22 protein-coding genes are annotated in these 25,172 nt (G+C 45.8%); 13 read left to right on the plus strand and 9 right to left on the minus strand.

The window, feature by feature from the left end; genetic code table 11:
• Nucleotides 1–134: 134 nt before the first annotated feature.
• The 3 genes from QUA83_RS18520 (at nucleotide 135) to QUA83_RS18530 (ending at nucleotide 1,961) form a co-directional block, all read left to right on the plus strand.
• The gene (locus QUA83_RS18520) at nucleotides 135–416 is read left to right on the plus strand and encodes a hypothetical protein (RefSeq protein WP_333294989.1); all 282 of its coding nucleotides are present in this window, start codon (nucleotides 135–137) and stop codon (nucleotides 414–416) included.
• 687 nt (nucleotides 417–1,103) lie between these two features.
• Nucleotides 1,104–1,676 (plus strand): TMEM175 family protein, encoded by a 573-nt coding sequence (locus tag QUA83_RS18525; RefSeq protein WP_333294990.1) that lies wholly within the window; start codon nucleotides 1,104–1,106, stop codon nucleotides 1,674–1,676.
• Nucleotides 1,677–1,721: 45 nt separating this feature from the next.
• Nucleotides 1,722–1,961 carry a nucleotidyltransferase domain-containing protein gene (locus tag QUA83_RS18530; protein WP_333295027.1) on the plus strand — a complete coding sequence of 80 codons (240 nt, stop codon included), beginning with the start codon at nucleotides 1,722–1,724 and terminating at the stop codon, nucleotides 1,959–1,961.
• Between the two features lie 85 nt (nucleotides 1,962–2,046).
• Here QUA83_RS18530 and QUA83_RS30605 read toward each other — a convergent pair whose 3' ends face one another.
• Nucleotides 2,047–2,112 (minus strand): hypothetical protein, encoded by a 66-nt coding sequence (locus QUA83_RS30605; RefSeq protein WP_445301788.1) that lies wholly within the window; start codon nucleotides 2,110–2,112, stop codon nucleotides 2,047–2,049.
• 518 nt (nucleotides 2,113–2,630) lie between these two features.
• Between QUA83_RS30605 and QUA83_RS18540 the strand changes: the two genes are divergently transcribed.
• The gene (locus tag QUA83_RS18540) at nucleotides 2,631–3,002 is read left to right on the plus strand and encodes a DUF4342 domain-containing protein (RefSeq protein WP_333294992.1); all 372 of its coding nucleotides are present in this window, start codon (nucleotides 2,631–2,633) and stop codon (nucleotides 3,000–3,002) included.
• 86 nt (nucleotides 3,003–3,088) lie between these two features.
• Here the strand turns inward: QUA83_RS18540 and QUA83_RS18545 are convergent, their stop codons facing one another.
• The 4 genes from QUA83_RS18545 to QUA83_RS18560 form a co-directional block, all read right to left on the minus strand.
• Nucleotides 3,089–4,420, minus strand: a complete 1,332-nt coding sequence (locus tag QUA83_RS18545) for a serine hydrolase (RefSeq protein ID WP_333294993.1) — start codon at nucleotides 4,418–4,420, stop codon at nucleotides 3,089–3,091.
• A gap of 121 nt (nucleotides 4,421–4,541) precedes the next feature.
• Nucleotides 4,542–4,682, minus strand: coding sequence for a hypothetical protein (locus QUA83_RS18550; protein WP_333294994.1), 141 nt, complete (start codon nucleotides 4,680–4,682; stop codon nucleotides 4,542–4,544).
• A 29-nt stretch (nucleotides 4,683–4,711) separates the two neighbouring features.
• Entirely contained in the window at nucleotides 4,712–5,044 is a 333-nt protein-coding gene (locus tag QUA83_RS18555; protein ID WP_333294995.1) for a hypothetical protein, read from the minus strand.
• Nucleotides 5,045–5,075: 31 nt separating this feature from the next.
• A complete protein-coding gene (locus tag QUA83_RS18560) occupies nucleotides 5,076–5,249 on the minus strand; it encodes a hypothetical protein (RefSeq protein WP_333040368.1) in 174 nt (57 codons plus the stop codon).
• A gap of 276 nt (nucleotides 5,250–5,525) precedes the next feature.
• On the opposite strand from QUA83_RS18560, the gene QUA83_RS18565 reads away from it, so the two are divergent.
• From QUA83_RS18565 to QUA83_RS18575, 3 genes are all read left to right on the plus strand, one after another.
• Entirely contained in the window at nucleotides 5,526–7,385 is a 1,860-nt protein-coding gene (locus QUA83_RS18565; RefSeq protein ID WP_333294996.1) for an AAA-like domain-containing protein, read from the plus strand.
• A gap of 271 nt (nucleotides 7,386–7,656) precedes the next feature.
• Nucleotides 7,657–7,878, plus strand: a complete 222-nt coding sequence (locus QUA83_RS18570) for a hypothetical protein (RefSeq protein WP_333294997.1) — start codon at nucleotides 7,657–7,659, stop codon at nucleotides 7,876–7,878.
• A gap of 21 nt (nucleotides 7,879–7,899) precedes the next feature.
• Nucleotides 7,900–8,256: a Uma2 family endonuclease gene (locus QUA83_RS18575; RefSeq protein WP_333295028.1), complete on the plus strand. Its 357-nt coding sequence runs from the start codon at nucleotides 7,900–7,902 to the stop codon at nucleotides 8,254–8,256.
• A 54-nt stretch (nucleotides 8,257–8,310) separates the two neighbouring features.
• Here the strand turns inward: QUA83_RS18575 and QUA83_RS18580 are convergent, their stop codons facing one another.
• The gene (locus QUA83_RS18580) at nucleotides 8,311–8,829 is read right to left on the minus strand and encodes an O-acetyl-ADP-ribose deacetylase (protein ID WP_333294999.1); all 519 of its coding nucleotides are present in this window, start codon (nucleotides 8,827–8,829) and stop codon (nucleotides 8,311–8,313) included.
• A 48-nt stretch (nucleotides 8,830–8,877) separates the two neighbouring features.
• On the minus strand, nucleotides 8,878–9,624 hold the full coding sequence (locus QUA83_RS18585) for a 5-formyltetrahydrofolate cyclo-ligase (protein ID WP_333295001.1): 747 nt from the start codon (nucleotides 9,622–9,624) through the stop codon (nucleotides 8,878–8,880).
• Between the two features lie 117 nt (nucleotides 9,625–9,741).
• Between QUA83_RS18585 and QUA83_RS18590 the strand changes: the two genes are divergently transcribed.
• Complete coding sequence (locus tag QUA83_RS18590) at nucleotides 9,742–12,429, plus strand: AAA-like domain-containing protein (protein ID WP_333295003.1); 2,688 nt, start codon at nucleotides 9,742–9,744, stop codon at nucleotides 12,427–12,429.
• A 269-nt stretch (nucleotides 12,430–12,698) separates the two neighbouring features.
• Here the strand turns inward: QUA83_RS18590 and QUA83_RS18595 are convergent, their stop codons facing one another.
• The gene (locus QUA83_RS18595; RefSeq protein ID WP_333295004.1) at nucleotides 12,699–13,163 is read right to left on the minus strand and encodes a COP23 domain-containing protein; all 465 of its coding nucleotides are present in this window, start codon (nucleotides 13,161–13,163) and stop codon (nucleotides 12,699–12,701) included.
• 343 nt (nucleotides 13,164–13,506) lie between these two features.
• Between QUA83_RS18595 and QUA83_RS18600 the strand changes: the two genes are divergently transcribed.
• From QUA83_RS18600 to QUA83_RS18620, 5 genes are all read left to right on the plus strand, one after another.
• Nucleotides 13,507–14,004, plus strand: coding sequence for an HNH endonuclease (locus QUA83_RS18600; RefSeq protein ID WP_333082663.1), 498 nt, complete (start codon nucleotides 13,507–13,509; stop codon nucleotides 14,002–14,004).
• A gap of 238 nt (nucleotides 14,005–14,242) precedes the next feature.
• Entirely contained in the window at nucleotides 14,243–15,517 is a 1,275-nt protein-coding gene (locus QUA83_RS18605; RefSeq protein WP_333295006.1) for a bifunctional oligoribonuclease/PAP phosphatase NrnA, read from the plus strand.
• A 1,079-nt stretch (nucleotides 15,518–16,596) separates the two neighbouring features.
• Nucleotides 16,597–20,238 carry a diguanylate cyclase domain-containing protein gene (locus tag QUA83_RS18610; RefSeq protein WP_333295007.1) on the plus strand — a complete coding sequence of 1,214 codons (3,642 nt, stop codon included), beginning with the start codon at nucleotides 16,597–16,599 and terminating at the stop codon, nucleotides 20,236–20,238.
• A 70-nt stretch (nucleotides 20,239–20,308) separates the two neighbouring features.
• Nucleotides 20,309–20,803: a phosphohistidine phosphatase SixA gene (gene sixA, locus QUA83_RS18615; protein WP_333295008.1), complete on the plus strand. Its 495-nt coding sequence runs from the start codon at nucleotides 20,309–20,311 to the stop codon at nucleotides 20,801–20,803.
• A 233-nt stretch (nucleotides 20,804–21,036) separates the two neighbouring features.
• Nucleotides 21,037–22,182: a citrate synthase gene (locus QUA83_RS18620; protein ID WP_333054608.1), complete on the plus strand. Its 1,146-nt coding sequence runs from the start codon at nucleotides 21,037–21,039 to the stop codon at nucleotides 22,180–22,182.
• A 394-nt stretch (nucleotides 22,183–22,576) separates the two neighbouring features.
• Here the strand turns inward: QUA83_RS18620 and argZ are convergent, their stop codons facing one another.
• Nucleotides 22,577–24,691 carry a bifunctional arginine dihydrolase/ornithine cyclodeaminase gene (gene argZ / locus QUA83_RS18625; RefSeq protein WP_333295009.1) on the minus strand — a complete coding sequence of 705 codons (2,115 nt, stop codon included), beginning with the start codon at nucleotides 24,689–24,691 and terminating at the stop codon, nucleotides 22,577–22,579.
• Nucleotides 24,692–25,172: the final 481 nt, after the last annotated feature.

A 25,172-nucleotide genomic window follows, 5' to 3' on the forward strand; every position in this document is an offset into this window, starting at 1 on the left:
TCTCAACTCCTACTGAGATTTACGTCCTCATTATTATACATGATTTGTGATTTACAATTCATTTGCGATCGCTATATTGGGTCTACCCGTCCAATAAACAAATTGTTCTTAATTGGCTCGGTATAGGCTCAGCTATGGGAGAAGGATTTATACCATCAAGTAGTTTGCTTAAGTTTTTTCCCCTGGCTTTTTGGATAGTTTGGGACAAACCAGCTTCTTTCCCAATAAGTTTCCCACGGATCTCCAAAGACAAATTTAAAGGTTTGGATGAAACCTGCGAATTAATACTTGACTTGCGAAATATACCACCTCTTGACTATCCAGAAAATCCTGGTGAGGGTAGGTTTATTATGTACCGTGAGCAATCAACTTTCGTAGCACAACCGAAAAAAAGAAAAGGATTTGGGGATCTGTAAGTTGGCTATTTTAGCTTCAACTCTTGTTGCTAGCCTTTCAAATTGTGAGAATTTAGGTGTTGAGAAACTTTTGAACTGCAGAGAATCAAGGTCATAGAGTCTCCTGATGTGACGCATCTTAGATTTCGCGTTGTAAGGTAAAATTCACCCGTCTCCACGCCGGTTCGACGCACTAAGCAAGGAAGCCTAACAATTCAAATCCAGCTTACGGTAGCAAGTCGCTGATGTTGAGTTCGAGCCTATCTGCCACGATCGACTATGCCGTTAGCCTGCCTACTACACAAAAGCTCGATCGCTAAATTCGATCGCTCCGGCTCTCGGTGTCATGCCCGTAAATTGCCGAAACTCTGTCCTGCGAATGACTGTGGCTGTTGAACCCACACCAATACGGCAATGTCCATAATCGATCGCTCTTTTTATTTCAACAACTGCTTCTCCCGTTTTACCCGTTGCGCGATCGGGTATTGATCAGAAGTCGTGTCGCTCGACTGGTTAAAAAGATGAGCTAAAAGTCCGTTAAGGTTATCTGTTTTCAGCCGATATTAGGCAAGCAAAATCGTTGGCTTGGTTGGTAAGTGCCAGCGATCGCCGATCGGTATAACACATCACTGCAACCGACCTTATGCTAAGTTATTTTTGGAATGAGAAGCGATCGACCGCGCCAGCAGAAAAGGAGGATCTACAAAAATGGGTAAAGGCAGGTTAGAAGCATTCAGCGATGGTGTAATCGCCATTCTCATCACCATTATGGTGCTGGAATTGAAAGTACCCCATGAAGCTGATTTAGCTGCGCTGCGTCCGCTAGTTCCAGTATTTCTGAGCTATCTACTCAGTTTTATTTACCTTGGTATCTACTGGAACAACCACCATCACTTGTTACAAGCCGCTCGGCAGGTCAATGGTAATGTGTTGTGGGCTAATTTGCATCTGCTGTTCTGGTTGTCACTGATTCCCTTTGTCACTGCCTGGACAGGCGAGAACCACTTCGCGGCCTGGCCAGTTGCGCTTTATGGCACAGTGCTGTTGTTGGCGGCGATCGCTTACTTCATTCTTACTCGTGTTCTTATTTCTCACCACGGTAAAGATTCTACTCTAGCAATTGCACTTGGGCGAGACTTGAAGGGTAAAGTATCAGTGGTGATTTATACCGTAGCAATCCTGCTTTCCTTTGTAAACTCATGGTTGGCTTTCATGCTGTATGTTTTAGTTGCAATAATGTGGCTTATCCCCGATCGGCGTATTGAGAAAACTCTGAATTAGTGAAGAATATTAGGGATAGTTGAACGCTCATTTTTCTCCTTATCAATTACCAATTATAAATTACAAAATGACGATTTTCATGCACACAGCGAGATCGATACCCTAGTTACTTTTGCCCCCACAGCCAACTGGGGTTTACTTGATCGCGCCCAAATGCAAGAAGAACTCGAAGCACTGCTAAGTAGACGAGTCGATCTAATCAGTAAACGGGCGATCGATCGCAGCTCCAACTGGATTCGCCGTCAAGAAATTCTCTCTACTGCTCAAACTATTTATGTCAAATAACCGCACTCGCGCTTCCTTAATCGATCGCTCTCGAAAATTTCAACAATTGCTTTGCCCGTTTTACCCGTTGGGCGATCGAATATTGTTAGGGAGATGTGCCGCTCAACTGCTTCAACAGATGGCTAAAATGAAATTGACTCATGCCCAGCAATTGAGCTAAATCTGCAAGCTTAATAGCTTGATTCAGATGTTCGTTGATGTACTCGGTTTGCCTTTCTGGTTTTATTGTGCTTCGCCAGTATGATCACTATCTCTGGAGTGCTTTTGAGAACTGGCATTGCAAGCCCTAGCTTGATTGTGCCTAGATAGCAATCACTTTTGAAGTCATTGTAGAAATATAAAGTTTTAATTTTAATAATTTCCCTGACTTTACTTCGCTTGGTGTCCAACTTAAACATTTAACAGACAGCCACCACCTTGACCTGGCTGGCAGTACGCACCTTACTTGTATCTAGAGACGGGTTGTTTCAACAAAATCTTCTCTACCTTTAGGAAGAGATAAACCTGCCCTGATCTCAATGCCAAAAAAATAATGTTTTGAGTAAAAAGGCGGGGGTGGAAAGTACGAATGCAGATTGTAGGGTTTCCTTGCCTGTCATTCCCAAGTGCGATCGCCGAAGATAAGAGTATAGAAATTAAACGGCTGGTTTTCACCCGCCCTTACACAAAATGAACTCACAAATAGAACAACAAGTAACAATTCTACAAGACGAAACTGCAGCGGCCGGGAATTCAGCCAACCCAACAGTTGAAACTCATGTATTCACATCAGAATTTGTAACAGAGGAAAAAGTCAGAGTGGAAGAATTTAAGATTAGCGGCGACAGCCTAATTGCTAAAGTCAAAGAACTAATTCAGCAAGGAAAACTCCGCCGCCTCGTCATCAAAAACTCGCAAGGGCGGACTTTGGCAGACATTCCGCTGATGGCGGGATTGGTGGGCGGCGTTGCAGGATCAGTAGTCTTTCCAATTGCTGCTGTACTTGCTACAGTGGGGGCAGTTGCGGCTCATTTGACTGTAGCCATCGAGCGCAAAGAATAGTCCTTAGTAATTGAAAATCTTCTCTTCAAGTCCGCGAAGGCGGACTTTGTTTGTTTAGTAGCGATTTCAATCGCCGAATTGTCTGATCAACGTAACTTCTCCGGTACACTCGCCGCAGGTTGGTCTAAATAATTGTAAACAATCCGCGAAATTCGACGGACAAAATCTCTCACAATCGGGTCATTGTAAGGACGTTTGACAAAGATTGCCGCTAAATAACGCTTACCGTTGGGCATATCAATAATTCCAGCATCGCCAACTACAAAGCCGATATCTCCAGTTTTGTCAGCAATAACTGCTCCCGGCCCCAAACCGGAAGGCAAAAGCGTTCTAGTTGTTGTGTGCCGCAATAATTCTAAAGCCTGTTCTCGGCTCGATTCAGAAACTAATTTATCGCGAGACAGCATCGCCAGCAACTTTACCATATCCACAGAACTTGTTGTATTTGTTCCTTGAAAATCGCCGAGCCAATTCCGAATCCTCGTATCAGTTAATCCCCAAGTGCGAAAACGCTCGTTGAGTTTAGCAATCCCCCCCAAACGTTCAATAATCATATTGGTGGCAGTATTGTCGCTGATGGTAATCATTTTATCTACGGTTTCTCTGATGCTAAACCGAGTGCCATTTGGTCTGTCTTGCATAGTTCCAGAACCGCTGGCTACTAAGTCGGACTTCATAACTAATGTTTCGTCTAGGCTAACTTTGCCTGCGTCTACATCTTGATAAAAAGCAATCAGAATTGGTAGTTTGATGGTACTGGCGGCCGGAAATACTCGATCGCCCTTGATATCCAAATAGTTTCCTGTATCTAAATCCAGAAAAAACATTCCGGCGCTCAGGGATCTATACTGTGCGATCGCACTTTCGATTTGAGGCTTGATGGCTGTCATTTCCGAGCCTGTTGACATCGCCAAATCAGTGGAATAGTTTCTCTGCTTTCCCGGCGAAACAGTGGGCGTAACTTGACCGGCTGCTTGTTCTATGCGGGTAATAGCTGTTGGGATCAAAGACTCGTTCCCCGCTATCTGCTCGGGATTTGGCAACTGAAAAGACCAGCGCGTGGCAGATTCTCTAATGACTCGGACTTTTTGCGGGTCTAACTTATAACCGGGAGTTAATTGTATCACTAACCTGGTAGTTTCCGTGTCAAACTGCCCGACTCTAATTTGTTGAATAGCTGAGTTGTAGCTTTGAGGAGTTTCGGGATAGTCCAAGACTATTCCCGGTAAATCAATTACTAAGCGGGTGGGATTAGCAATTAGTTTAACTTGCGGCTGAACTCCTGAATCTGTGGTTAAATTGAGCTGATTTTTGCTTGCCTCGAAGTGCCAAGATGTTAGTTTATCAGCTTTTGCGGGCAGGGCGATCGAGAAAAGACTAAGGGCGGCCGGCAACAGCCATCGAAGTTTTAGAGTCATGTTTGAAGAGAAAGAGTTTAACGGCTGCAACGAGAAAGCGGGTGGAAAAACGTTCTCAACCGCTTCCGAGGCGAAGCACCTAGCATCATACAGTCAACTTTTGCCCGCAGCCGTATTTCTTTTATTTTCTTTGAGAGTATTCCGTTTCCCGGACTGCTATCAAATCCGGTTCTATTACCCCTTTTTCTCCCAGTCTCGCCCCGGCAGACAAAACTTTGTACACTGGCGGATTCTCTTGGCAGAATTCTTGTTTTGTAGGCACAAATTTTATTCACCTGAGATGAGTTCAAGTTAGGCGACTTCCCGATTTCTAGCATCTTCGAGCGAGTCGATCGCGGCTTTGAGAAAAACTTTTCCTTTAGCAACAAATCGGCGATCGCTCAAAGGATCGTAAGCTTCCCAATTACCGCTAACTTCGCGATCGCGCCACAAAAACCAGCAGCGGTAGATTTCCCCACTATCTATATCATCGCACAAAGCCAGCCAATCATCCCCCGTGAGAGCGCTGGCATCTAATGCTACCAATTCCATCCACGCAAGTGCAGTGCAGGCATCGATGGCCTCAACATCAACGGAGTCAGATTTTGTAGCTAGAGGTTGTGGCGAACACAGTGTAGACTTCATAATTTCTCCTTAATTAAATGAATGAATTTGCCTATTTATGGAACTGACCCGGTACGCCAAGTGGAAAAACTGTGTTTTGATAAATTTCTGGTTCGTCAAATTTACCAGCGGCTGATGCTTCTGTTAAATTATTAAGTGTATTAATTGTGAAAATGGCGGCGGTTCCCAAAGCGGCCATTGCCAGTCTGTGTAAGATTTTGCTCATTTGGCTGCTCCTTTTTTGCTTGGTGTATCTACTCTAAAAAGTTAAGTGGTGATTAGCGGCGGAGATTGGGGAGTTAAGAAAAACTTTTTATCCTAAAATATATTCAACTGTTGAAGCCGTTATCAGGACAGAGTTTGAGGAGTCGATCTCCCCAAAAACCTCTCCAAGTAAAATCCCTTAAATTCCGGCTGGCTGATTATCTTCCTTAAAATCGCCCAAAATAGGGACTTAAGGCGTTAAAATTTCTAGATTCGTTCCCCTTTCAGTGCAAGCGAAGTGCTCAAGTCAAAACGCGATCGTGGTCGCATTCTCACTGCCTCTGGCTTAAAGAAACTTAACGAGGCGCTCCAAGAATGGTCTGACCGACATAACATTAGAGGTACTCTGACGGAAATCGAGGCTGAATCTGGCGTTGGTGCCGATACAGTTAGCAAAATTAAGCAGGGTAGAGAAGGTGCGGATTTGAGTAAAATTCGACAGTTGTTCGCGGCTTTTGAAATGACTCTGGCTGCTAGCGACCATCGATCGGCTAAACTTGAAGAACCGGAAAATTTAGACGAGCTGGACAATTTGGCGGGGGAAACCGCCAGCAGCAGAATTGTTAAAGTATTTGTCAGTTATCGCAGCGCCGAACCCGATCGCGAGTTGGGAAAACAGTTGGAAATAGCCTTAAGCGCGATCGGTCATACAGTTTTCACAGCCGAAAATAACATTAGATTGGGAGATAATTGGTTCGATCGCATTAATTTATTCCTCCACGAATGCGATTATTTGCTGCTACTGTTGCCGCCAACGGAAAACCAAAGCGAACTACTAACATATCAAGTTCAGCAAGCAAAAGAACTGCAAGACTCCCGCCCAGACAGAAAACCAATAATTCTCCCCATCCGCGTCGGTTTTCCCCTCAACACGCCTCTCAATCACGATTTGCGGGGCTATCTGTACCGCATCAAACAGAGGGAATGGAAAACCACCGCCGACACTCCAATTATTATCGAAGAAGTTCTGAATTTGTTGGCCGAAAAACCCGCACCAGTCACAGAAGAAACGGAACAATTCACACAAAAACAGCTATTAGAAATTAGCAGCGACGAAATACCTCTACCCGCCGCAGAACCTGAATTACCGGGAGGACAAGTCGATGTCGCTTCTCAATTTTACGTAGAACGCCAGCCCATCGAAGAACGCTGCTACCAAACTATTGTGCAGCCCAGCGCGTTAATTAGAATCAAAGCGCCGAGACAAATGGGCAAAACTTCCTTGATGGCAAGAATTTTGCATCACGGAACCCGTCAAGGTTATTGCACAGTGCCGCTAACTTTTCAGTTAGTAGATAAAGGCGTATTTGCCAACTTAGATAAGTTCTTAAAGTGGTTTTGTGCTTACGTCGGCCGCGAGTTGCACTTACCAAATCAATTAGACGATTATTGGGACGAGATTTTTGGCAGCAAAGTCAACTGCAAAGATTACTTTGAAAAATACATTTTACCGCAAATCGACAGTCCTTTAATTTTAGGATTAGACGAAATCGATCGCGTTTTTCAATATCCCGACATTGCCGAAGACTTTTTAGGACTGCTGCGGGCGTGGCACGAAGAATCGAAGCGGCGGGACATCTGGAAAAAACTGCGATTAATTGTAGTTCACTCCACCGAAGTTTACATTCCGATGAACATCAATCAATCGCCTTTCAACGTCGGACTGCCAGTAGATTTACCGGAATTCAACGATCAGCAAATACAAGATTTAGCAGCGCGCCACAACTTAAATTGGTCGGATGCAGAAGTTAAGGCATTAACGGCAATTATCGGCGGACATCCGTATTTAGTGCGAGTTGCATTATATCACATTTCGCGATCGGGTTTGACACTCGATGAATTAAAAGAAACTGCGATCGCAGATGCGGGAATTTACAGCGACCATTTGCGCCGGCAGTTGTGGAATTTGGAAGAATATCCAGAGTTGGCGCAGGGGATGAGAGAGATTGTGGCGGCGGATTCTCCGGTGCCATTAAAGGCAATGCAGGCGTTTAAATTAGACAGTTTGGGGTTGGTGAAATTGCATGGTAACGAGTGCGTGCCCCGGTGCGAACTATACCGACAATATTTTCGATCGCACTTGAGCGCGATCGTGTAAAATTTGGTGCGTAAGTGCGGTAAGTAATAATTAGGCGAATGATACCCATGAACGATATTTTTTTGATAACATCCGATAATTGGCTAGATTGGATAACCGTGTTTGGTTATCTAGCCTTTACAGCTTTCATTGCATGGCGCGTGTTCACCACAAAGTAGATATATCATCAACTTAGAGTCTTCTTCTTCTGTCTTGCTTCGCGTCCTTAGCGCCTTCGCGGTTCGTTAAATAAACAGTAAAATAAGAGAAAAATTAACACGGCTATACAGTTATGTCGCCCGTCGAAAATGTAGCAGCAATTCCGAACGATCTGATTTTGCGCTTGAGAATCGAGCAGTATCATGCGATAATTCAAGCTGGCATTCTCACGGATGATGACTCTGTAGAATTGCTGGAAGCTTGGCTGGTTTTCAAAAGACCCAAAAATCCACCGCATCGAGTCACAACTCGTCTTGTCACAACAGCTTTAGAGAATATTTTACCCCCTGGTTAGTATGTCGATTCCCAAGAACTGATAACGCTATTCAATAGCGAACCCGAACCTGATATAGTGGTTGTCCGAGGGGGTACGCGGCAGTCTCTCGATCGGCATCCGGGCTCTGAAGATATTGCCCTGATTATTGAAGTATCTGATACGACGGTTCACCGCGATCGAACGGTCAAAAAACGGATTTATGCCCGCGCTGGAATTGCGATTTATGGGATGGTGAATCTTGTTGAAGGACTGGTTGAGGTGTACTCTCAACCTCCTGTTGAAGTTGACCCGTCCGATGACAGTCAAAGGTTAGATTTTGGGCGATCGGCTGTTATACCGATTATTATTGAAGGGATAGAAATTGGGGCGCTCGCACAAATTTTTCTTTTACCTTGAAATAACTTGAATATCGTGTCACTCCTAAACTTGTAGGGTGCGTTAGATGAAGTCTTAGAGAGATTTTTTAGGGTTGTATTTAGATAGAATCCTCTCATAGATTTCATAATTCTCTTGATCGAAACAGCAAAAAATTACTTTTGGAGAACCACCATTATTTTGTATATATTCCGAGCATACCTTCACTGCAATCTCACCTGCTAGAGCTTTAGGATAGCTGTAAATGCCGGTGCTGATGCAAGGAAATGCCAAACTCTCAAACTCTCGCTCTGTGGCAATCTGCATACACTTACGGTAACACTCAGCTAAGAGTTCCGGTTCTCCATCATTACCCTTCCGCCATACTGGGCCTACTGTGTGGATGACGAAGCGTGCAGGCAATTTATATCCCTTAGTTAGTTTAGCATCTCCAGTATTACATCCTCCAAGTAATCGGCATTCTTCAAAAAGTTCCGATCCTGCTGCTCTGTGTATTGCTCCATCTACTCCACCACCACCAAGTAAGCTGCTATTTGCAGCATTCACTATCGCATCAACTTCGAGTTTTGTGATGTCACCCAAAATAACTTTCATATTCTACAATAGTAAACTGTAGACAAGTTTAGCACAGAAACTCGTTATCTAGTCTTGCTCTCTCAACTTTCGCAAAATCGGAATTTGCTCTAACTGTTCCGGTCGTATATTATCCCAGTTTAACCCTTTCGGGCGCGGATAAATTGTATTAGTCTCAATCACCTCCTGGGCAGTAACAATCCAATTCAACGCCCAATCGTGAGCTTGCATTGGTAAACGCGAATCTGCAACTATTTGCAAAGGATGCACTGTTGTGACAAGTGGCGTATCGATTTGTACTAACCCGAATTCTGTCAACATAGCCAATTCCAAATCGGCAAAACCTGCACCTTTCCCGGTTCTTCCACCGCCCGACCCTGCTGCTACGCAGCCGACTATTACTAAATCAATTGGCTCCATTTCTGCAAAACTTACCAATTTTCCGCAAGTCAGTGCTTTGCGGGCGATCGCACTTTCGGCAATAGATATATTTTGCCGCTGCAAGTCCTCAGCAGTTAACTCTACAAAACAGCGATCGTCTGTCAATCGCGGTACTGCCATATACAGGCGCTTTCCATCTTGCAAAGCTCGCATCCGCACCGGAATTTGCGCCGAATCTGGATTGCACTTAATCGTTTTTGCTTGTTGCCATATTGGTAAAGTTGCCAATCTTTCGGCAGCCAAATCAGCACCGACAAAGTTGGGAATATGACCGAACGGATTGCCAATAGATGCGGCTTGGTGCTTCAGCAAAGACCAAATTTCCGCTCTTAAGTAGTCTTTGTCTGGGTGATATCCACTCCAATCAGTTTTCATACTGTATTGTGCTACAATTTATCATACAGAATTATGCTTTAATACCGCCTCACTTCTTCAGTCCGCGAAGGCGGATTTTGTTTGTATAGTAGCGGTTTCAACCGCCGAATAACTTATATGAATTTTACCACAAAGCCCAGTTACTATCAAGTCGGCGGCAGTCTCACCAATAACGCTCCCAATTATGTGAAGCGGCAAGCCGACGACGACCTTTATAACGGATTGAAAGCCGGAGAATTTTGCTATGTTTTGAATTCCCGGCAAATGGGCAAATCTAGCTTGCAGGTGCGGACAATTCAGCGGCTGAGAAATGAAGGAATTGCTTGTGCTGCGATCGACATTTCGGAAATTGGCAACCGCGGCGTCACTCCCGAACAGTGGTATGCTGGTTTGCTACGCATTCTCGAAAATAACTTTAACCTATCGGATATTGTCAACGTGCGGACTTGGTGGCGCGATCGCAATTTTTTAACTCCGGTTCAAAGATTGAGCGAATTCATCGAAACCGTACTGCTACCCAACATTTCCAGCAATATTGTCATTTTTATTGACGAAATCGACAGCATTCTCGCCCTAGATTTTCCCGCCGACGATTTTTTAGCCTTAATTCGATCGTGCTACAACAAGCGCGCCAACAATTCAGAGTTTGATCGCCTAACTTGGGCCCTTTTAGGTGTAGCATCGCCGACGGATTTGTGCCGCGAGCAAAATGCCAGCAGCAATACCCCTTTTAATATTGGCAAGGCGATCGAATTAACTGGTTTTGACGAAACAGAAGCTCAACCGCTAGCAGAGGGGTTGGCCGACCTTACAGACAGCCCTCATGAAGTTTTGAGAGATGTTTTGTATTGGACTGGCGGGCAGCCTTTTTTGACTCAAAAGCTGTGCAAACTTCTCTTTGAAAATGCCGAATTAGTCCAGAATTCCAAAGAGTGGGTGGAGAAAGTAGTCCGCTTGAAAATTGTGGAAAATTGGGAAACTCAAGATGTGCCAGAACATTTGTCCACAATTCGCGATCGGCTTTTCAAAGAAAACCAGCGCATTGTCAGGAGACTAGGATTATATCAGCAAATTTTAGAGCAAACTGAAATTGTCCCCGATGGTAGTGCCGAACAAATGGAGTTGCGCTTAAGCGGATTAATCGTTAAGCGCGGGGAAAAATTAACAATTTCTAATCCGATTTATGAAGCTGTATTTAACAAAGAGTTAATTGAAGAAAAATTAGAAAAACTTTCGCCTTACTCGGAAGCGATCAAAGTCTGGCTAAATTCTAGCTGTGAAGATGATTCCCAACTGTTGCGAGGGGATGATTTGCAGTCAGCATTAGTTTGGGCGGCAGGAAAAAGTTTGAGAAACGAAGATTTTCAGTTTTTGACTGCCAGCCAGAAAGTTATTTTGAGCGACCAAAATCAACTGCTACGTTCAGCTACACTCGAAACCAAAAAAGCTGTCTGTGATGCCGAAAAAGCTTGGAGTGAAGCTGACTCTGCCAAACAAAAAGCCAAACAGTGGATCGGCATCGGTTCTGCGGTACTGGCAGCATCGTTACTGACAGCGATCGGCTTTTCAACTCTTGCTTACCAGCGGTTTAAACTAGCACAAGCAAGTATTGAAATCGAACAAAATGGCAGCGATGCTTTATTGTTAGCGGTATCTCAAAAAACCGAAAATACCGAAGCTTTATCAGAAGCTTTACTGAGGGCGATCGCCTCCGGCAAAAAATTAAGAACCTTGGTTCAAAACCAACCTAAGCTAGAACAATACCCGGCAACTAGACCGCTGTTATCGTTACAAATAATTCTAGATAAAATTAGCGAAGCACAGCCGATTCAATCCTCATTAAGTCCGCCAAGAAAGATAACGTGGCAAGCTCATAAAAGTGCCGTTACCAGCGTCAATTTTAGCCCAAACAGGCAGATTTTAGCAACCGCAGGAATAGACGATAAAGTTCGGATTTGGAACTTTTCCGGGCAAAAAATTGCTGAATGGAAAGCTTTGCAGCAGTCAGTTAACATGGTAAACTTTAGCCCCAATGGTAATTTTTTAGCTACCGCAGGAAGGGACAGCACAGTTAAAATCTGGAATTTATCAGGTAAAAATATTGCTACTTTGAAAGGAATTCAAGGCTCTGTTACCAGCATCAGTTTTAGCCCCGAAGGAAAGTTATTAGCGGCGGCAGGGATAGACAGCTATGCTGCAATTTGGCAATTGTCAAAACAGCCACAATTAGTATCGCCTAGCCTGAAACTCCCAGGTCACAACGGCTTAGTGAGGAGCGTAAATTTTAGTCCGAACGGCGATTTCATAACGACTTTAGATGGCAAATCTACAGTGCGACTTTGGAATTTGTCGGGCAAGCTGAAAAAAACACTGCCTATTCAGGCAATTGGGATCAGTTTCACTCCGGCTCAACACCAGTATCGCTTTGCTACAGTAACATTGAATGGCAAAGTTGGGCTGTGGAATCTGTCAGAAAAAGAATTAGTTAAGGAATTTCAAACCTTGCATTTTGATGCGAAATCAATTAGTTTTAGTCCCGACGGAGAACGGCTGGCTACAGTGGGAATTGACAAGACAGTGCGACTGTGGAATTTAGCGGGACGGCAGGTTGCTCAATTTGAGTTCGAGGAGAATGTTGTTAGTGTCAGTTGGAGTCGAGACGGAAAACAAATTGCTGTAGCTGGAAGCAACGGCACTGTATGGTTGAGGCAGGTTGAAGGGTTAGAAGAATTGCTGAAGCAAAGCTGCAATTTTTTCGCCACTCAACCGAAGTATTTTACCAGAGTTTCAACTATCTGCAAGTAGGGACACGGCAATGCCCAAAGCGTGTCAACTTAAGCTGTCAGCCCGCCAAGTCCGTTAGTCATCCATCAAGTCCGCTAGGGGTTGAAACCCCTGTCTAATAGCGAAAGTCCTCTCAAAGAGGACTGAAGAGAAGAATCTCCACTCATTAGTCCTCTTTTAGAGGACTTTAGCTTTGAGGCAGGGGTTTCAACCCCTGCCTATTGGTTGTACCTTAAGTTGACACCTATGGGCATTGCCATGTCCTACCCGTAGCTAATGAGTTATGATTATCAATTTACTTTAACAGGCGAAACACTTACATTAGGATTTGTAACTCTTTTTAAGAGTTCTTGTCGGGCTTGTTCGGGATTTTGACCTTTGGGTACTTGATATAATAATCTACAGGAACCGTCTTGAGGATTAGCTGCACAAATAATTAGTTGACCTGTGGACGATGCACCTGCTGTGACAATATTATCCCAGCTTCCTTGCGGTTGCGAGTTGTTGAGAATTCCTGAGACTCTGGTACACCGAGTAATCGCATCTTCTCCTGATTCATTGAAATAGTTATCAGCTAGCCACAAAATAACGGGAATATTTTTGCCTTGTTGGACAGCAATTGTAGCTGGGCGGCCGCCAGCAGCGCCGCAGAAAAATGAAGGCGCTTGGGCAAAGGCGGGACTGTTTGCTAAAATCGGAGCAGCAAGGGCAATAATTGACGCGCTAAAAGCTGACTTTAAGAGCCGAAATTTCATGAGCAGTAATAAGCTTTTTCATTTAAGGTTACTAATAGTCTAAAAAGTTAAACTGTTTGTTGCCGGGAAGATTAGGCATTTAGAGAAAAAAATAAAGTTTATTCTGCAAATTTTGCCGATCGCACACACTGGCCTCATCTGGGCCAAAAATCCGGGGAAAAAGCTCGCTGACAAACACCAAAGGCAGAAAATAGATGCAGCCCTAGGGGCGCTTGCGCCAAGGTATAGGGTAAAGGAGTGGTTTTTCAGCGTTTTTTGCTGAGCCTCGCTGTGCCTGATGCCGTCCCACCTAAAGTGGAACCTGTGTTAACATCGAAAAAAATATTCTCTTTAATAATCAACAATGGGCAATGTTCTGGTGCTGAACGCCTCCTACGAACCCCTTAACATCACCAATTGGCGAAGGGCGGTAGTTTTGTTGCTGAAAGGAAAAGCAGAACAGGTAGAACACAACGGGAAATTTATTGCGCCAAACTTCCCGCTACCAACTGTGATCCGACTGCGGCATTACGTCCGAGTTCCCTATAAGGATATTCCGCTAACCCGCCGGAACATCTTGCACCGGGATGCACACTCTTGTCAATACTGTAGTTATGCGGGGGACGATTTAACCCTCGATCATGTCATTCCCCGATCGCGCGGGGGAGGGGACAGTTGGGAAAACCTCGTCACCGCCTGCGTGCGCTGCAATGTCAATAAAGGCAGCCGCACGCCGAAAGAAGCGGGAATGTCGCTGCGCTATCCGCCTAGGAAACCTCACAGCGGTCTTTATTTTGAAGTCACTAAACACGTTAAGAGCGGTATGCACAAAGAATGGCAAAAATATGTAATCGGCCTTTAAAACCCCTGTCAGCGCAAGCGCGGGGGTTTTTTGCGGGAGTTATTAGTTCTGAGATTGCTTCGTTCATGGCAACACACACTCTCTGCACGAATTAAAAAAGTAAACAGAGAATTTACGATCTTAAATCAGGTTTCTCGTAAAAAGTATGGGCTTTGACAAACAGGCATCTACAAAGAAACCGGGTTTAAGATCGAATGTCGTGCAAATCCTGAAATAATTAAATTGTTAATTTTCAACGATGAAAGACCATTCCCCTCCCAATTCCGATGAAACATCTGGCAGCCGCGAAGGTGAACTTGAGGCCAGCAGCGAGGCTGTACCCGGAGTGAGTGCGCCAGGGAAACGGCGCAGCAAAGCCGAAGTTGTTTCCGAAGAGAATCGCGGCCGTCTCCGCGAGGAATTGCACGATCGCAAAGTCGAGCAATTGCGCCAAATGTTCGATCGGCACAAAGGCACTCGCCAATTAATCTTGCTGCAAGATTTTCCAGATCCCGACGCACTTTCCAGCGCTTGGACTTACAAATTAATCGCCGAACAATACGATATCCAATGCGAGATTATCTACGCCGGCGCCCTCAGCCACCAAGAAAACATTGCCTTAGTTAAATTGACAGGCTTGCCGTTGCAGCGGTGGACGCTGGAAACAGTAAAAACTAAGGATTTGTCGGTGTTTCAGGGCTGCGCTTTCATCGACAATCAAGGGACGACTTGTAACTTAACCCAGTATATTTTAGCCGCTGGAGTTCCGATCGCCGCCGTCATCGATCATCACAATTTGCAGGGGGAAATGAACGCAGAATTTACCGACTTGCGCCCTCAAATCCGCGCTACAGCCACGATTTTTGCCGAGTATTTACAGTCTGGACTCCTAACTCTAGACGCCAGCGTCAGTCTGCACATTAAGTGCGCTACAGCTTTGATGCACGGTTTGCGATCGGATACGATCGCCCTCAGACAAGCTCAGGAGGAGGACTTTTTAGCTGCGGCTTATTTGAGCCGATTTTACGACCCGCAGTTGCTGAATGCGGTGTTACAGTCGTCTCGTTCTAAGTGGGTGATGGACGCGATCGAGCGATCGCTCAAACATCGCACCGTCCAGAACAATTTTTCGATCGCCGGCATCGGCTACCTCCGTTATGACGATCGGGATTCTATTCCCCAAGCGGCGGACTTTTTAGTAACAGAGGAGAACGTACATACAGCCGTTGTCTACGCAATTGTTCACGACAAAGACGAAGAAATTGAAGTAGTAATTGGCTCGCTGCGAACTAATAAACTTACTCTCGACCCCGACGAATTCATTAAAGAAGCCTTCGGTCAAGATGCTCAAGGACGCTTTTTTGGTGGCGGTAGAAGTCAAGCAGGAGGTTTTGAAATTCCGGTGGGATTTCTTTCTGGCGGCAATGAGAACAGCGATTATGCAAGGCTAAAATGGGAAGTATTCGATGATCAGATCAAGCAAAAGTTGCTGCATTTAATTAGTCCTAAAGACAATCCTGTTTACGACCATTAACTCTGGAGTTTCTAGGTGCGGTCTTGATTCCAGCAACAGCCTGAGAATGCGATCGCTTTTCGACCTCCGGTTGCTACCAAGTTTTGCCGTTTTTTTTACTCATTCCGGGCAAAATCTCAACTTGACAATCAGTCCTGCCCGCACTTCAACTCTCATCAACCGGGTTTTTTAACTCTTATTGATAGTTTGAATTCACGCCTAGTTCACCTCTGCCAGGAACAGGCTTTCCGGCCTGTTCCACAACAACTGCATTTTCTTGTGGGGAGTAGGGTTTGGCAGGATATCCCGCCCAGAGAAGGGTGATTGAAAATGGTGCAAGATGCCAGATGTTAGTTTGAACTCACATCTTGCACTATTCTCAATAACAGGCCGTCCAGCCTGTTCAGAAAAAGCTTATGAAAAATGGTGCAAAATTTAAGTTTGAACGAAGTAAGGGGGTTTAAAAACCTGATTTATATCAAATCCGTTAGCATCGGAACAGTAAATTCGAGTTCACTGTTGACTGTTGACTGTTCACGGCGTCAACAGTCAACAGTCAACATCATAGGGAGTGTAAGCGGAAATGATATTATCCCTCCAGGACTAACAGTAATAAATTTTATACCACTTTTCCAAAATCATACACCAAAGAAACCGCATTTTTTAACTATTGTCAAGGGATACAACGAAGAATTTTGGTAAAAAAAAAACGATGATGGGGCAAATTTAGTTTGATATAGTTTACGAAATTCCACAATAATTCTTAATTTTTAATAATTATACAGCGTTGATTTTTTGATTTTTATTATTTATTCGCTAAATCAATCACAATTTGTTATAGTTGGTGCAGGAGGATTTCGATAATAATTAGCAAAAAAACGCTTGAAAAGAAGAAAAAAAGATACCAAACCACCTAAAATCTTGGCTAAATGACATCACAAAAGTAATGGTAGCAGTCAAACAAAAATTGGCTTGAAACATAAATATTGGTTTTTTTATAAACCCAGCTAGCGATTCCTAGGAGTCAAAAGAAATTATTATATTTATTTGTCGCGGGTTAGAATAGTAGAAAATAGCTTAAAAAAACAAGGAACACGGAGATGTCTACAAAACAGACTTTCTCTTGGTCGTTAGAGAAAAGCATAGAAAAAGTTTCAGAAATTGCACTTAAAATCAACGAGTTCGTCGATGTGAAGACAATTTTGCAATGTGCGCTAGAAGAAACCAGGGTGCTGCTGCAAACTGATCGCGTGATTATTTATCGCTTCCTAGCGCATAGAGATAGGGTAGTATTTGCTGAATCTGTTGGTGATCAGTGGCTGCCAATCCAGGGGCAACTGATTCATGACCCTTGCCTTGAAGCAACCTGGGTAGAGCGTTACAGCCAGGGACAAACGAGTGCCATTTGTGATATTCACGCTGGTGATCTTCAAGCTTGTGATGTCGAATTGCTCGATCGCATCCAAGTTCAGGCAAATTTAGTGGCGCCAATCTTGCTAGATGACCAACAGCAGCAATCACCGAAGCTTTGGGGACTGTTGATTGCTCATCAATGCCGAAGTCCTCGTCAGTGGGAACCTCTCGACATTGAGATCCTGCAACAGGTTGCAATGCACATCGGGTTGAGGATGCGGCACTTGGAATCTCACGGCCCGGCGATCGGGCAAAATCAACCGCCAGAACTCGAAACAGAACCAAATCAAACTTATCCCAATACAGAAAGCGCGCCAAGAGTCAATCATCAAAATTGTCTACAACCAGAGTTTGCCTGTTCCCTGAGCGGGGAAATTGTCCACCTCAAAGCCTTTGACTTGTTGCAAAACCCGATCTGGATATTTGATATTGAGCATTGGCAAATCCGGTGGGCCAACCAAGCGTCCTTGTACCTGTGGAATGCTTCGACACGGCAGCAACTCGCGAGCCACAACTTTAGGGATATGTTGTCAGAGTGTACTCGAATTCGATTGCAGAGCTATCTGCAGCAGTTTGAGCAAGGCCAAACCTTGTCTGAGCAGTGGACGTTTTACCCGGCCGGTGAGCCTGTTTCTGTCGGCTGTCGGTGCTCTGGCATCAGGATTGATGGCGGGCGTTTGGCAATCCTGGTCGAGGGTAAGGTCGAAACCGCTCCTCAAATCGAACCGGAAACCCTGCGATCGATCGAGGCAATCCGACACACCACGCTGATGGTTTCGCTGTACACCCTCGAAGGTGTGCCGCTGCTGCAAAACCCGGCGGCCTTGCGCTGTTACGGGGCTGCGCTGCCTCCTGGCTCTGCGACAGATAATGTTTTCGTGAGTCACTTTGTTGACTCTCAGGTAGCAGAGCGAGCAATGGCAGTTATTCAGTCCGGTGAGGTATTTAGCACGGAGGCTCAAGTGATTACTCTGGCGGGAATTCGCTGGCATGGGATGGACGTGCGGTGTACCAACGACCCGGTAACAGGCAACCCGATGTTGCTCGTGAACGAAAAGGACATTACCGACCGCCAGCAGGTAGAAACAGCCCTGCAAAAGAGTGAAACCCGGTTGTCAGAAGCCCAACGGGTTGCCCACATCGGTAACTGGGAATGGGACGTAATTACGGGTAAAATTACCTGGTCTCCCGAACAATTCGAGATTGTGGGACGATCCAGGGCCCTAGGCGAACCTACTTATGAAGAAAACCTGCGGCTTTACCATCCCGAAAGTGCCAAACAGCTACACCTGGTAGTTCAACGAGCACTCACTCACGCAGAGCCTTATCTATTGCGCCTCAGAATCGTGCTCCCGAATGGTTCTATCCGCCATACCGAAGCCAGAGGACAGGTTCAACTCAATGCAGAGGGAAAAGTCATTAGGTTGTTTGGTACATCCCAAGACATTACGGATGTTGTCCAGGCAGAAACAGAACTCAGAGAATTGAGTACAGCTCTTGCTAATGCCGTTGAGGGCATCTCGCGGCTGGATATTTTCGGACGGTACATCACCGTTAATCAAGCCTACGCGAATCTAGCAGGTTATCAGCCTGAAGAAATGGTTGGTATGAGTTGGCAGAAAACAGTTCATCCCGAAGACTGCGACAGGATGATGGCCGCTTATCAAAAAATGCTAGCCGAGGGTCGAGTGGAGGTTGAGGCCCGGGGTATCCGCAAAGATGGCTCGATTTTTTACAAGCAGGTGGTGATGTTGGCAGCCTACGACTCGCAGGAGCGATTGAGCGGGCATCACTGCTTTATGAAAAATATCACCGATCGCAAGCAAGCAGAAGCAACATTGCAACAAGAGTTCGAGCGTCTGGGTATAGTGATTGCTACCCAACAGGAAATCGCCATCCGCAATCCCAATCTAGATGCAGTCATGGCCGTGATTGCACAGAGGACTCAAGATTTGACCCGCGCCGATGGAGCAGTGATTGAAATGGTTGAAGGGGATGAATTGGTGTATCGGGCAGCCAGTGGTATTGTCTCCGCCTATGTTGGATTACGGCTCAAAGTAAGGACAAGTTTATCGGGAAAATGTATTGAGACCGGCCAAATCATGCTTTGCGAGGATTCAGAAACCGATGCACGGGTAAATCTGGCTGCCTGTCAGAGCATTGGTCTCCGGTCAATGGTGGTTGTTCCCTTGTTCTATCAGGACGATCGGGTTGGCGTCTTAAAAGTGCTTTCAGCTAGACCCTCTACCTTTACAGAGTCAGATATCCAGACTTTACAACTGATGGCGGGGTTTCTGGCAAACAGCCTGCATCTGGCTTCAGAGTTTGATACCAAAAACGCTCTCCTGAGTCAATTACAGGAAAGTGAGGAACGGTATCGTTCTGTGATTGCGAGCATGACAGAAGGCGTCGTACTTCAGCTAGCAGACGGAAAAATTACTACCTGTAATGCTAGTGCCGGAAGGATTCTCGGACTGACCCCCGAACAACTGATGGGGCGTACATCCATCGATTTAGACTGGCGAACCTTTAAGGAAGATGGCTCTCCTTTCCCCTGCCAACAGCATCCGGCAATGATTACCCTACGGACGGGAAAACCCGTATCAAATGTTGTGATGGGCATTCACAAATCGGATCAAACGCTGACTTGGATTTCGATTAATTCGCAACCGCTGTTCCATCTCAATCAGTCTCAACCCTATGCAGTAGTGACTACTTTTGCTGATATTACAGAACGCAAGCGGGCAGAGGAGATGCTCAAACACCGGGCGGAACAAGAAAGATTAATTGCTACGACAGATGGGTTAACACAAGTAGCAAACCGCCGCTGTTTTGATGAGCGATTGCAGTCGGAATGGTACCGACTGATGCAGAGCAAACAACAGCTTTCGTTGATTATGTTGGATGTAGATTATTTCAAGCGATATAACGATTGCTACGGACATCAAGCTGGGGATACTTGTTTGGTGCAAGTGGCGAAAGCTGCTGCCGCCTCGGTTAAACGTTCTAGCGATTTGTTTGTGCGCTATGGGGGCGAAGAATTTGCTGCTATCCTGCCGAGTACGGATGCTGCGGGGGCGCTGGCGGTTGCTGAGTCGATGCGTCAGGCAATCCGACATTTGGCAATTCCTCACGAGCAATCTGATGTGAGCGCGATCGTGACTGTTAGCATGGGAATTTCGACTGTGATTCCCACTGCGGAAACATCACCGGATGAACTCGTTGCCGTCGCAGATCGAGCATTATATGATGCGAAACGACAAGGGCGCGATCGCTACAAAAGCGCCAACCAGATGACTGCGCCAGATTTCAATGCAGTTGTAGAATAGGCAAAATGTAGGTATATCCTAGATTGCTCCTAGAAAAATGGGATAATAAAATGCCTGGAAGTATTGATATATGGTTATTTATCTGATCCGGCACGGTATCGCCGCCGCACCCGAAGAATATGATACAGACTCAGAACGCCCGCTGACTAAAGAGGGCGATCGTAAAACCAGGAAAATAGCCCAGCGGCTGTACGAACTCGAAATTCAGTTTGACTTGATTCTCACCAGTCCCCTACTGCGCGCGCAGCAAACCGCCCAAATCCTGCAAACAGTCGGTTTGAGTTCCAAAATAGAAGAATCCGCCACTCTCGCACCTTCAGGAGACATCGGGAACTGGCTGGAGTGGTACAAACAGTGGCAGGAAATAGGTAGCCACAGCTTGGCCCTGGTGGGCCACCAACCAGACTTAGGCCACTGGGCAGAAACTTTGCTTTGGGCTCGATCGCAAGATGCCCTGATTCTCAAAAAAGCAGGTATCATCGGCTTAATTCTCCCGGAGACCGGCTCCCCAGTGGGCCGCAGCCAAATGTTTTGGCTAACGGCGCCCAAGTTTTTGCTGCGCTAGAAACAGCGAACCGCCCCGACATTAACAGGACGCGCCAGCCCTCTTAAAACCGCATTCTGGGACGGCGAAACCGGGAAAAAGGGGCGACAATACGCAGCGGTGCGATCGGGATGTCTCTTGAAAAACCCGGTTTCTGAACCCCAATTAAATGATTATTTGTCAAGACTGTGACACTATCTTCGTTTCTGGTAATGTACTTTTAGTAGATTGAACTCACACAAAACGGTATCGCAATGGTCGTCGGCGAATTCAAACCAGGTTTAGAAGGTGTTCCCGCCACCTTGTCCAGCATTAGCTACGTCGATGGACAAAAAGGGTTGCTGGAATATCGCGGGATTAGCATCGAGGAACTGGCACTGAAAAGTTCCTTTCTCGAAACTTCATATTTATTAATCTGGGGGGTACTTCCCACAAAGGAAGAACTAGAAGCTTTCGAGCATGAAATTCGCTATCACCGCCGGATCAAATATCGCATCCGGGACATGATGAAATGCTTTCCAGAAAGAGGACATCCAATGGACGCCCTGCAAGCTTCAGCGGCCGCCTTGGGCTTGTTCTACTCTCGCAGAGCTCTGGCTAACCCGGCATACATTCGAGAAGCTGTAGTGCGACTGCTAGCTAAGATTCCCACAATGGTAGCAGCGTTCCAGCAAATGCGACGGGGAAATGACCCGGTGCGGCCGAGGGATGACTTGAACTACTCGGCTAACTTTCTTTATATGCTCAACGAGCAAGAACCCGATCCGCTGTTAGCTAGCATTTTTGACACTTGTCTGACTCTCCACGCTGAACATACAATTAATGCCTCTACATTTTCGGCAATGGTAACAGCTTCGACGCTGACAGACCCTTACGGAGTGATTGCTTCAGCAGTTGGCACTTTGGCGGGGCCGCTGCACGGGGGAGCTAATGAAGAAGTGATTGATATGTTGGAGCAAATTGGTTCGGTAGAAAATGTGCGGCCTTTTGTGGAGAAGTGCGTTGCAAATAAGGACAAAATCATGGGTTTCGGTCACCGAGTTTACAAGGTGAAAGATCCGAGAGCAACTATTCTTCAGAGGTTAGCGGAACAGTTGTTTGAGAACTTCGGCCGCGACGATTATTACGACATTGCTGTCAAGTTGGAAGAAGTGGTTGAAGAGAAATTGGGTCACAAAGGAATTTATGCAAATGTAGATTTCTATTCGGGTCTGGTTTACCGAAAAATGGGAATTCCGCTGGACTTATTTACACCAGTTTTTGCGATCGCCCGCGTTGCTGGCTGGTTGGCCCACTGGAAGGAACAGCTAGAGGCAAACCGCATTTACCGCCCTACTCAAATATATACGGGGAGTCACGGTGCTCCTTATATTGCGATCGAGGACAGACTCCCATCCTAGAGCAAAATTATCAACCCAGATCTGAAAATGGCGAGAATAATTGTTTTGCTTTCGTGAAGTGTGGAATTAAAAATTGCTTTCGCCTTCCGAGTCACGAAGCAATCTCTGTCTGCCACAAGCTGCCGTGCTGGGTTACACCCCTCTTGTATGTTGTGGTGTGGGTTGGCGACAATATTAAGAAGTGACGATTTTCAGGAACTCCGGTCCTCAGACTTGCAGGTCTGAGGTTTTTTATTGCCCTAAGTAATATCAAATCCGCGCTTCATCGGAATTATTCATCTCTCTGGAATCTCCCTCTGCGTTCTCTGCGCCCTCTGCGGTTAAATCTCTTAATTCCACAGCCTCCGCATCTGCGTTACCAGGAAGAGCCTGGTAACGAGTAGACTAGCTAAATCTAAACAGATTGAGCTACATGATGGCGGCTGGTCAACTTATCCAATTGATTCACCAACAAACTTAAAAACAATCCCACATCGGTAACAACTCCAATAGACTCGATCGAACCCCGATCGCTCAATTTCGTCACCACCGCCGGATTAATGTCCACACAGACCATCTTCACACCAGCCGGCGTCATATTTCCCACACCAATTGAGTGCAGCATAGAGGACAGCATTAACACCATATCTGCACCCCGTAACAGCTCAGTATATTCTTCTTGAGCCTTAACTAAATCCATTTGCGTGTCAGGAAGTGGCCCGTCATCGCGGATCGAACCGGCAAGAGAGAACGGTATATTATGCTTCACGCACTCGTACATCACACCGTTAGTAACCAAGCCTGCTTCAACAGCTTTTGCAATACTCCCGTAACGCCGCACAGCGTTAATTATTTTCAAGTGATGTCGGTGTCCGCCGCGCACAGCAACACCGCGTTTCATGTCAACCCCTAAAGAGGTTCCCATATTCGATTGTTCCATGTCGTGAACTGCGATCGCATTTCCGCCCAACAACGCTTGTACGTAACCTTCGCGAATCAAATGCGCTAAATGTTCGCCACCGCCAGTGTGAATAACAACAGGCCCAGCGGTAACTACAACTTTGCCACCTCGATCGCGAATTTGGCGCAATTCCCACGCTACTTGTTCCACTACCAATTCTACGCGGCGCTCGCTAGAAACGCTGCCCGACATAAAGCTAAATTCTTGCGAATTGCGCTGTTCCCGCGATTCTGTTTTGCGGATGGTACGGATACCGACTACATCTACAACGACTTTTTCACCTACTTTTAAATCTCGCAGTAATTTACATTTAGCCACTGGGCCCTCAGCAGTTTCAGTAATAGCAACTGCTCCATCCATCCGCTGATTTTGCGCTTTCACCCACTGACCATTTACCCGCACTTCCGTGGGATAAATTGTACTCACATAAAAGTCGTCCGGGCCGACACCATCTTGCACTACCGGTTCTAAAATAGCGTCGCAAATCTCTTGTGGTGGCGGCACTGCACCCAAGTCAATCAGCATTCCCATCATTTCTTCCATCACATCGTGGGAAGGAGCCGAAACTTTAACGTCGGCAGATGATGTGCTTTGCCGCTGCTCTCCCAGATTGAAATTGAGCACTTGGAAACTGCCGCCGAGATCGACAATTAAGTCCAAAGCGCGACTGATTAAACCAGCATCGAGCAAGTGACCTTCCATGCGAATTGTGCGGCTTTCTACCATCACATTTGCCGATCGATCTTCTTGCACCGGTTCCGTTACCCGCAGCGTCAAACACTTACAGGCGCCGCCCGCTTTCAGAAATTCGCTCATCGGCGTTTCAATGACTTGAAAACCTGCCTCAGTAATGCGCGTTTTCAAGGCTTCGCTAACCTTGTTCATTACCACAACTTTGTCAATATTTACCGCATTGCAGGCAAAATTGGCGGCATCTGCTTCTTCAATGGCAATGCGTTTTTCCGGCGCAACTCGCATTTCAATTAAGCGGTTGGAGTAGGAGTCAAATGCTGCTGGATAGTAGAGCAAATAGCCGCCCGTCAGAGGACAAAAACAGGTGTCTAGGTGATAGAAACGTTCGTCAACTAAACGCAGCGAAAGCACTTCTATGTTGAGCCATTTTGCTAGTAACGGGTGCGAGTCGAGTTCGGAACGGAAGCCGTATCCGGCCCACAACCAGCGTCCTTCGCGATCGAGCAAAGCATCGCCAGCGCCCTCAAACGGCAAGTCTTTCGGGAGTTCGTGCACGGTGAAACCTTTGCTTTCAAACCATGCTTTGAAATAGGGTTCTTCGCCTTGGCGTTCTTTGTGATAGAAACGGCTGAGGACGAAGGTATTGCCTAAAAGTAAGCCTGCGTTCGCGGTGAAAACCATATCCGGCCAGCCTTTTTCGGGCGGTACGAGGTCTACCACAGCGTTGTCTTTGAGGACGTGGTAAAGTTTTTCCCACTGTTCGACGGCGCGATCGCGCGATGATTTGTGGACATTTCCCTCCATCCACGGATTAATCACGTAATCCACATCGTAGTGGTCGGGAGCACACATGAGGAAGCGAATTGAGTCAGTCATAATTCAGTTAAAATGTGGTAGACGCTACAGCAGACGTATGTTGACAGAGTTTGTATAATAGCAACTGTAATATTCACTACTAATTTTAGCAGCCCAACGTCTGGAGCCTCAAAAGGCTAACTTTTTATTATATCATGTTTAAGATTAGATTAAACTAAATGACAGACCGTTGGCAGGAAATACCGGAGAAAATGTCAGGTTATGACCAGAAATTTCTTGATGGTATCGGCCACGTGATTTATCCGTGGAATCAATCCAAAATCTAAAATCGAAAATCCTCAAGAAAGAGCATTTATCTCGCGCAAGTCAATCGAAAATCGAAAATCTAAAATCTAAAATCGAAAATCGAAAATCGATTGACGCACTCTAAAATAGGTTTTGATAGAGGATTAATATGATCTCCGTTGAATTGCCCCCCATCTGACGGTCGGGGTGGGTTTAGGCTCATCTCTGGCGATATTATAGATGGTTTGTGAACCGG

The organism is Microcoleus sp. K1-B1 (assembly GCF_036704705.1).
Taxonomy (GTDB): Bacteria; Cyanobacteriota; Cyanobacteriia; order Cyanobacteriales; family Microcoleaceae; genus Microcoleus.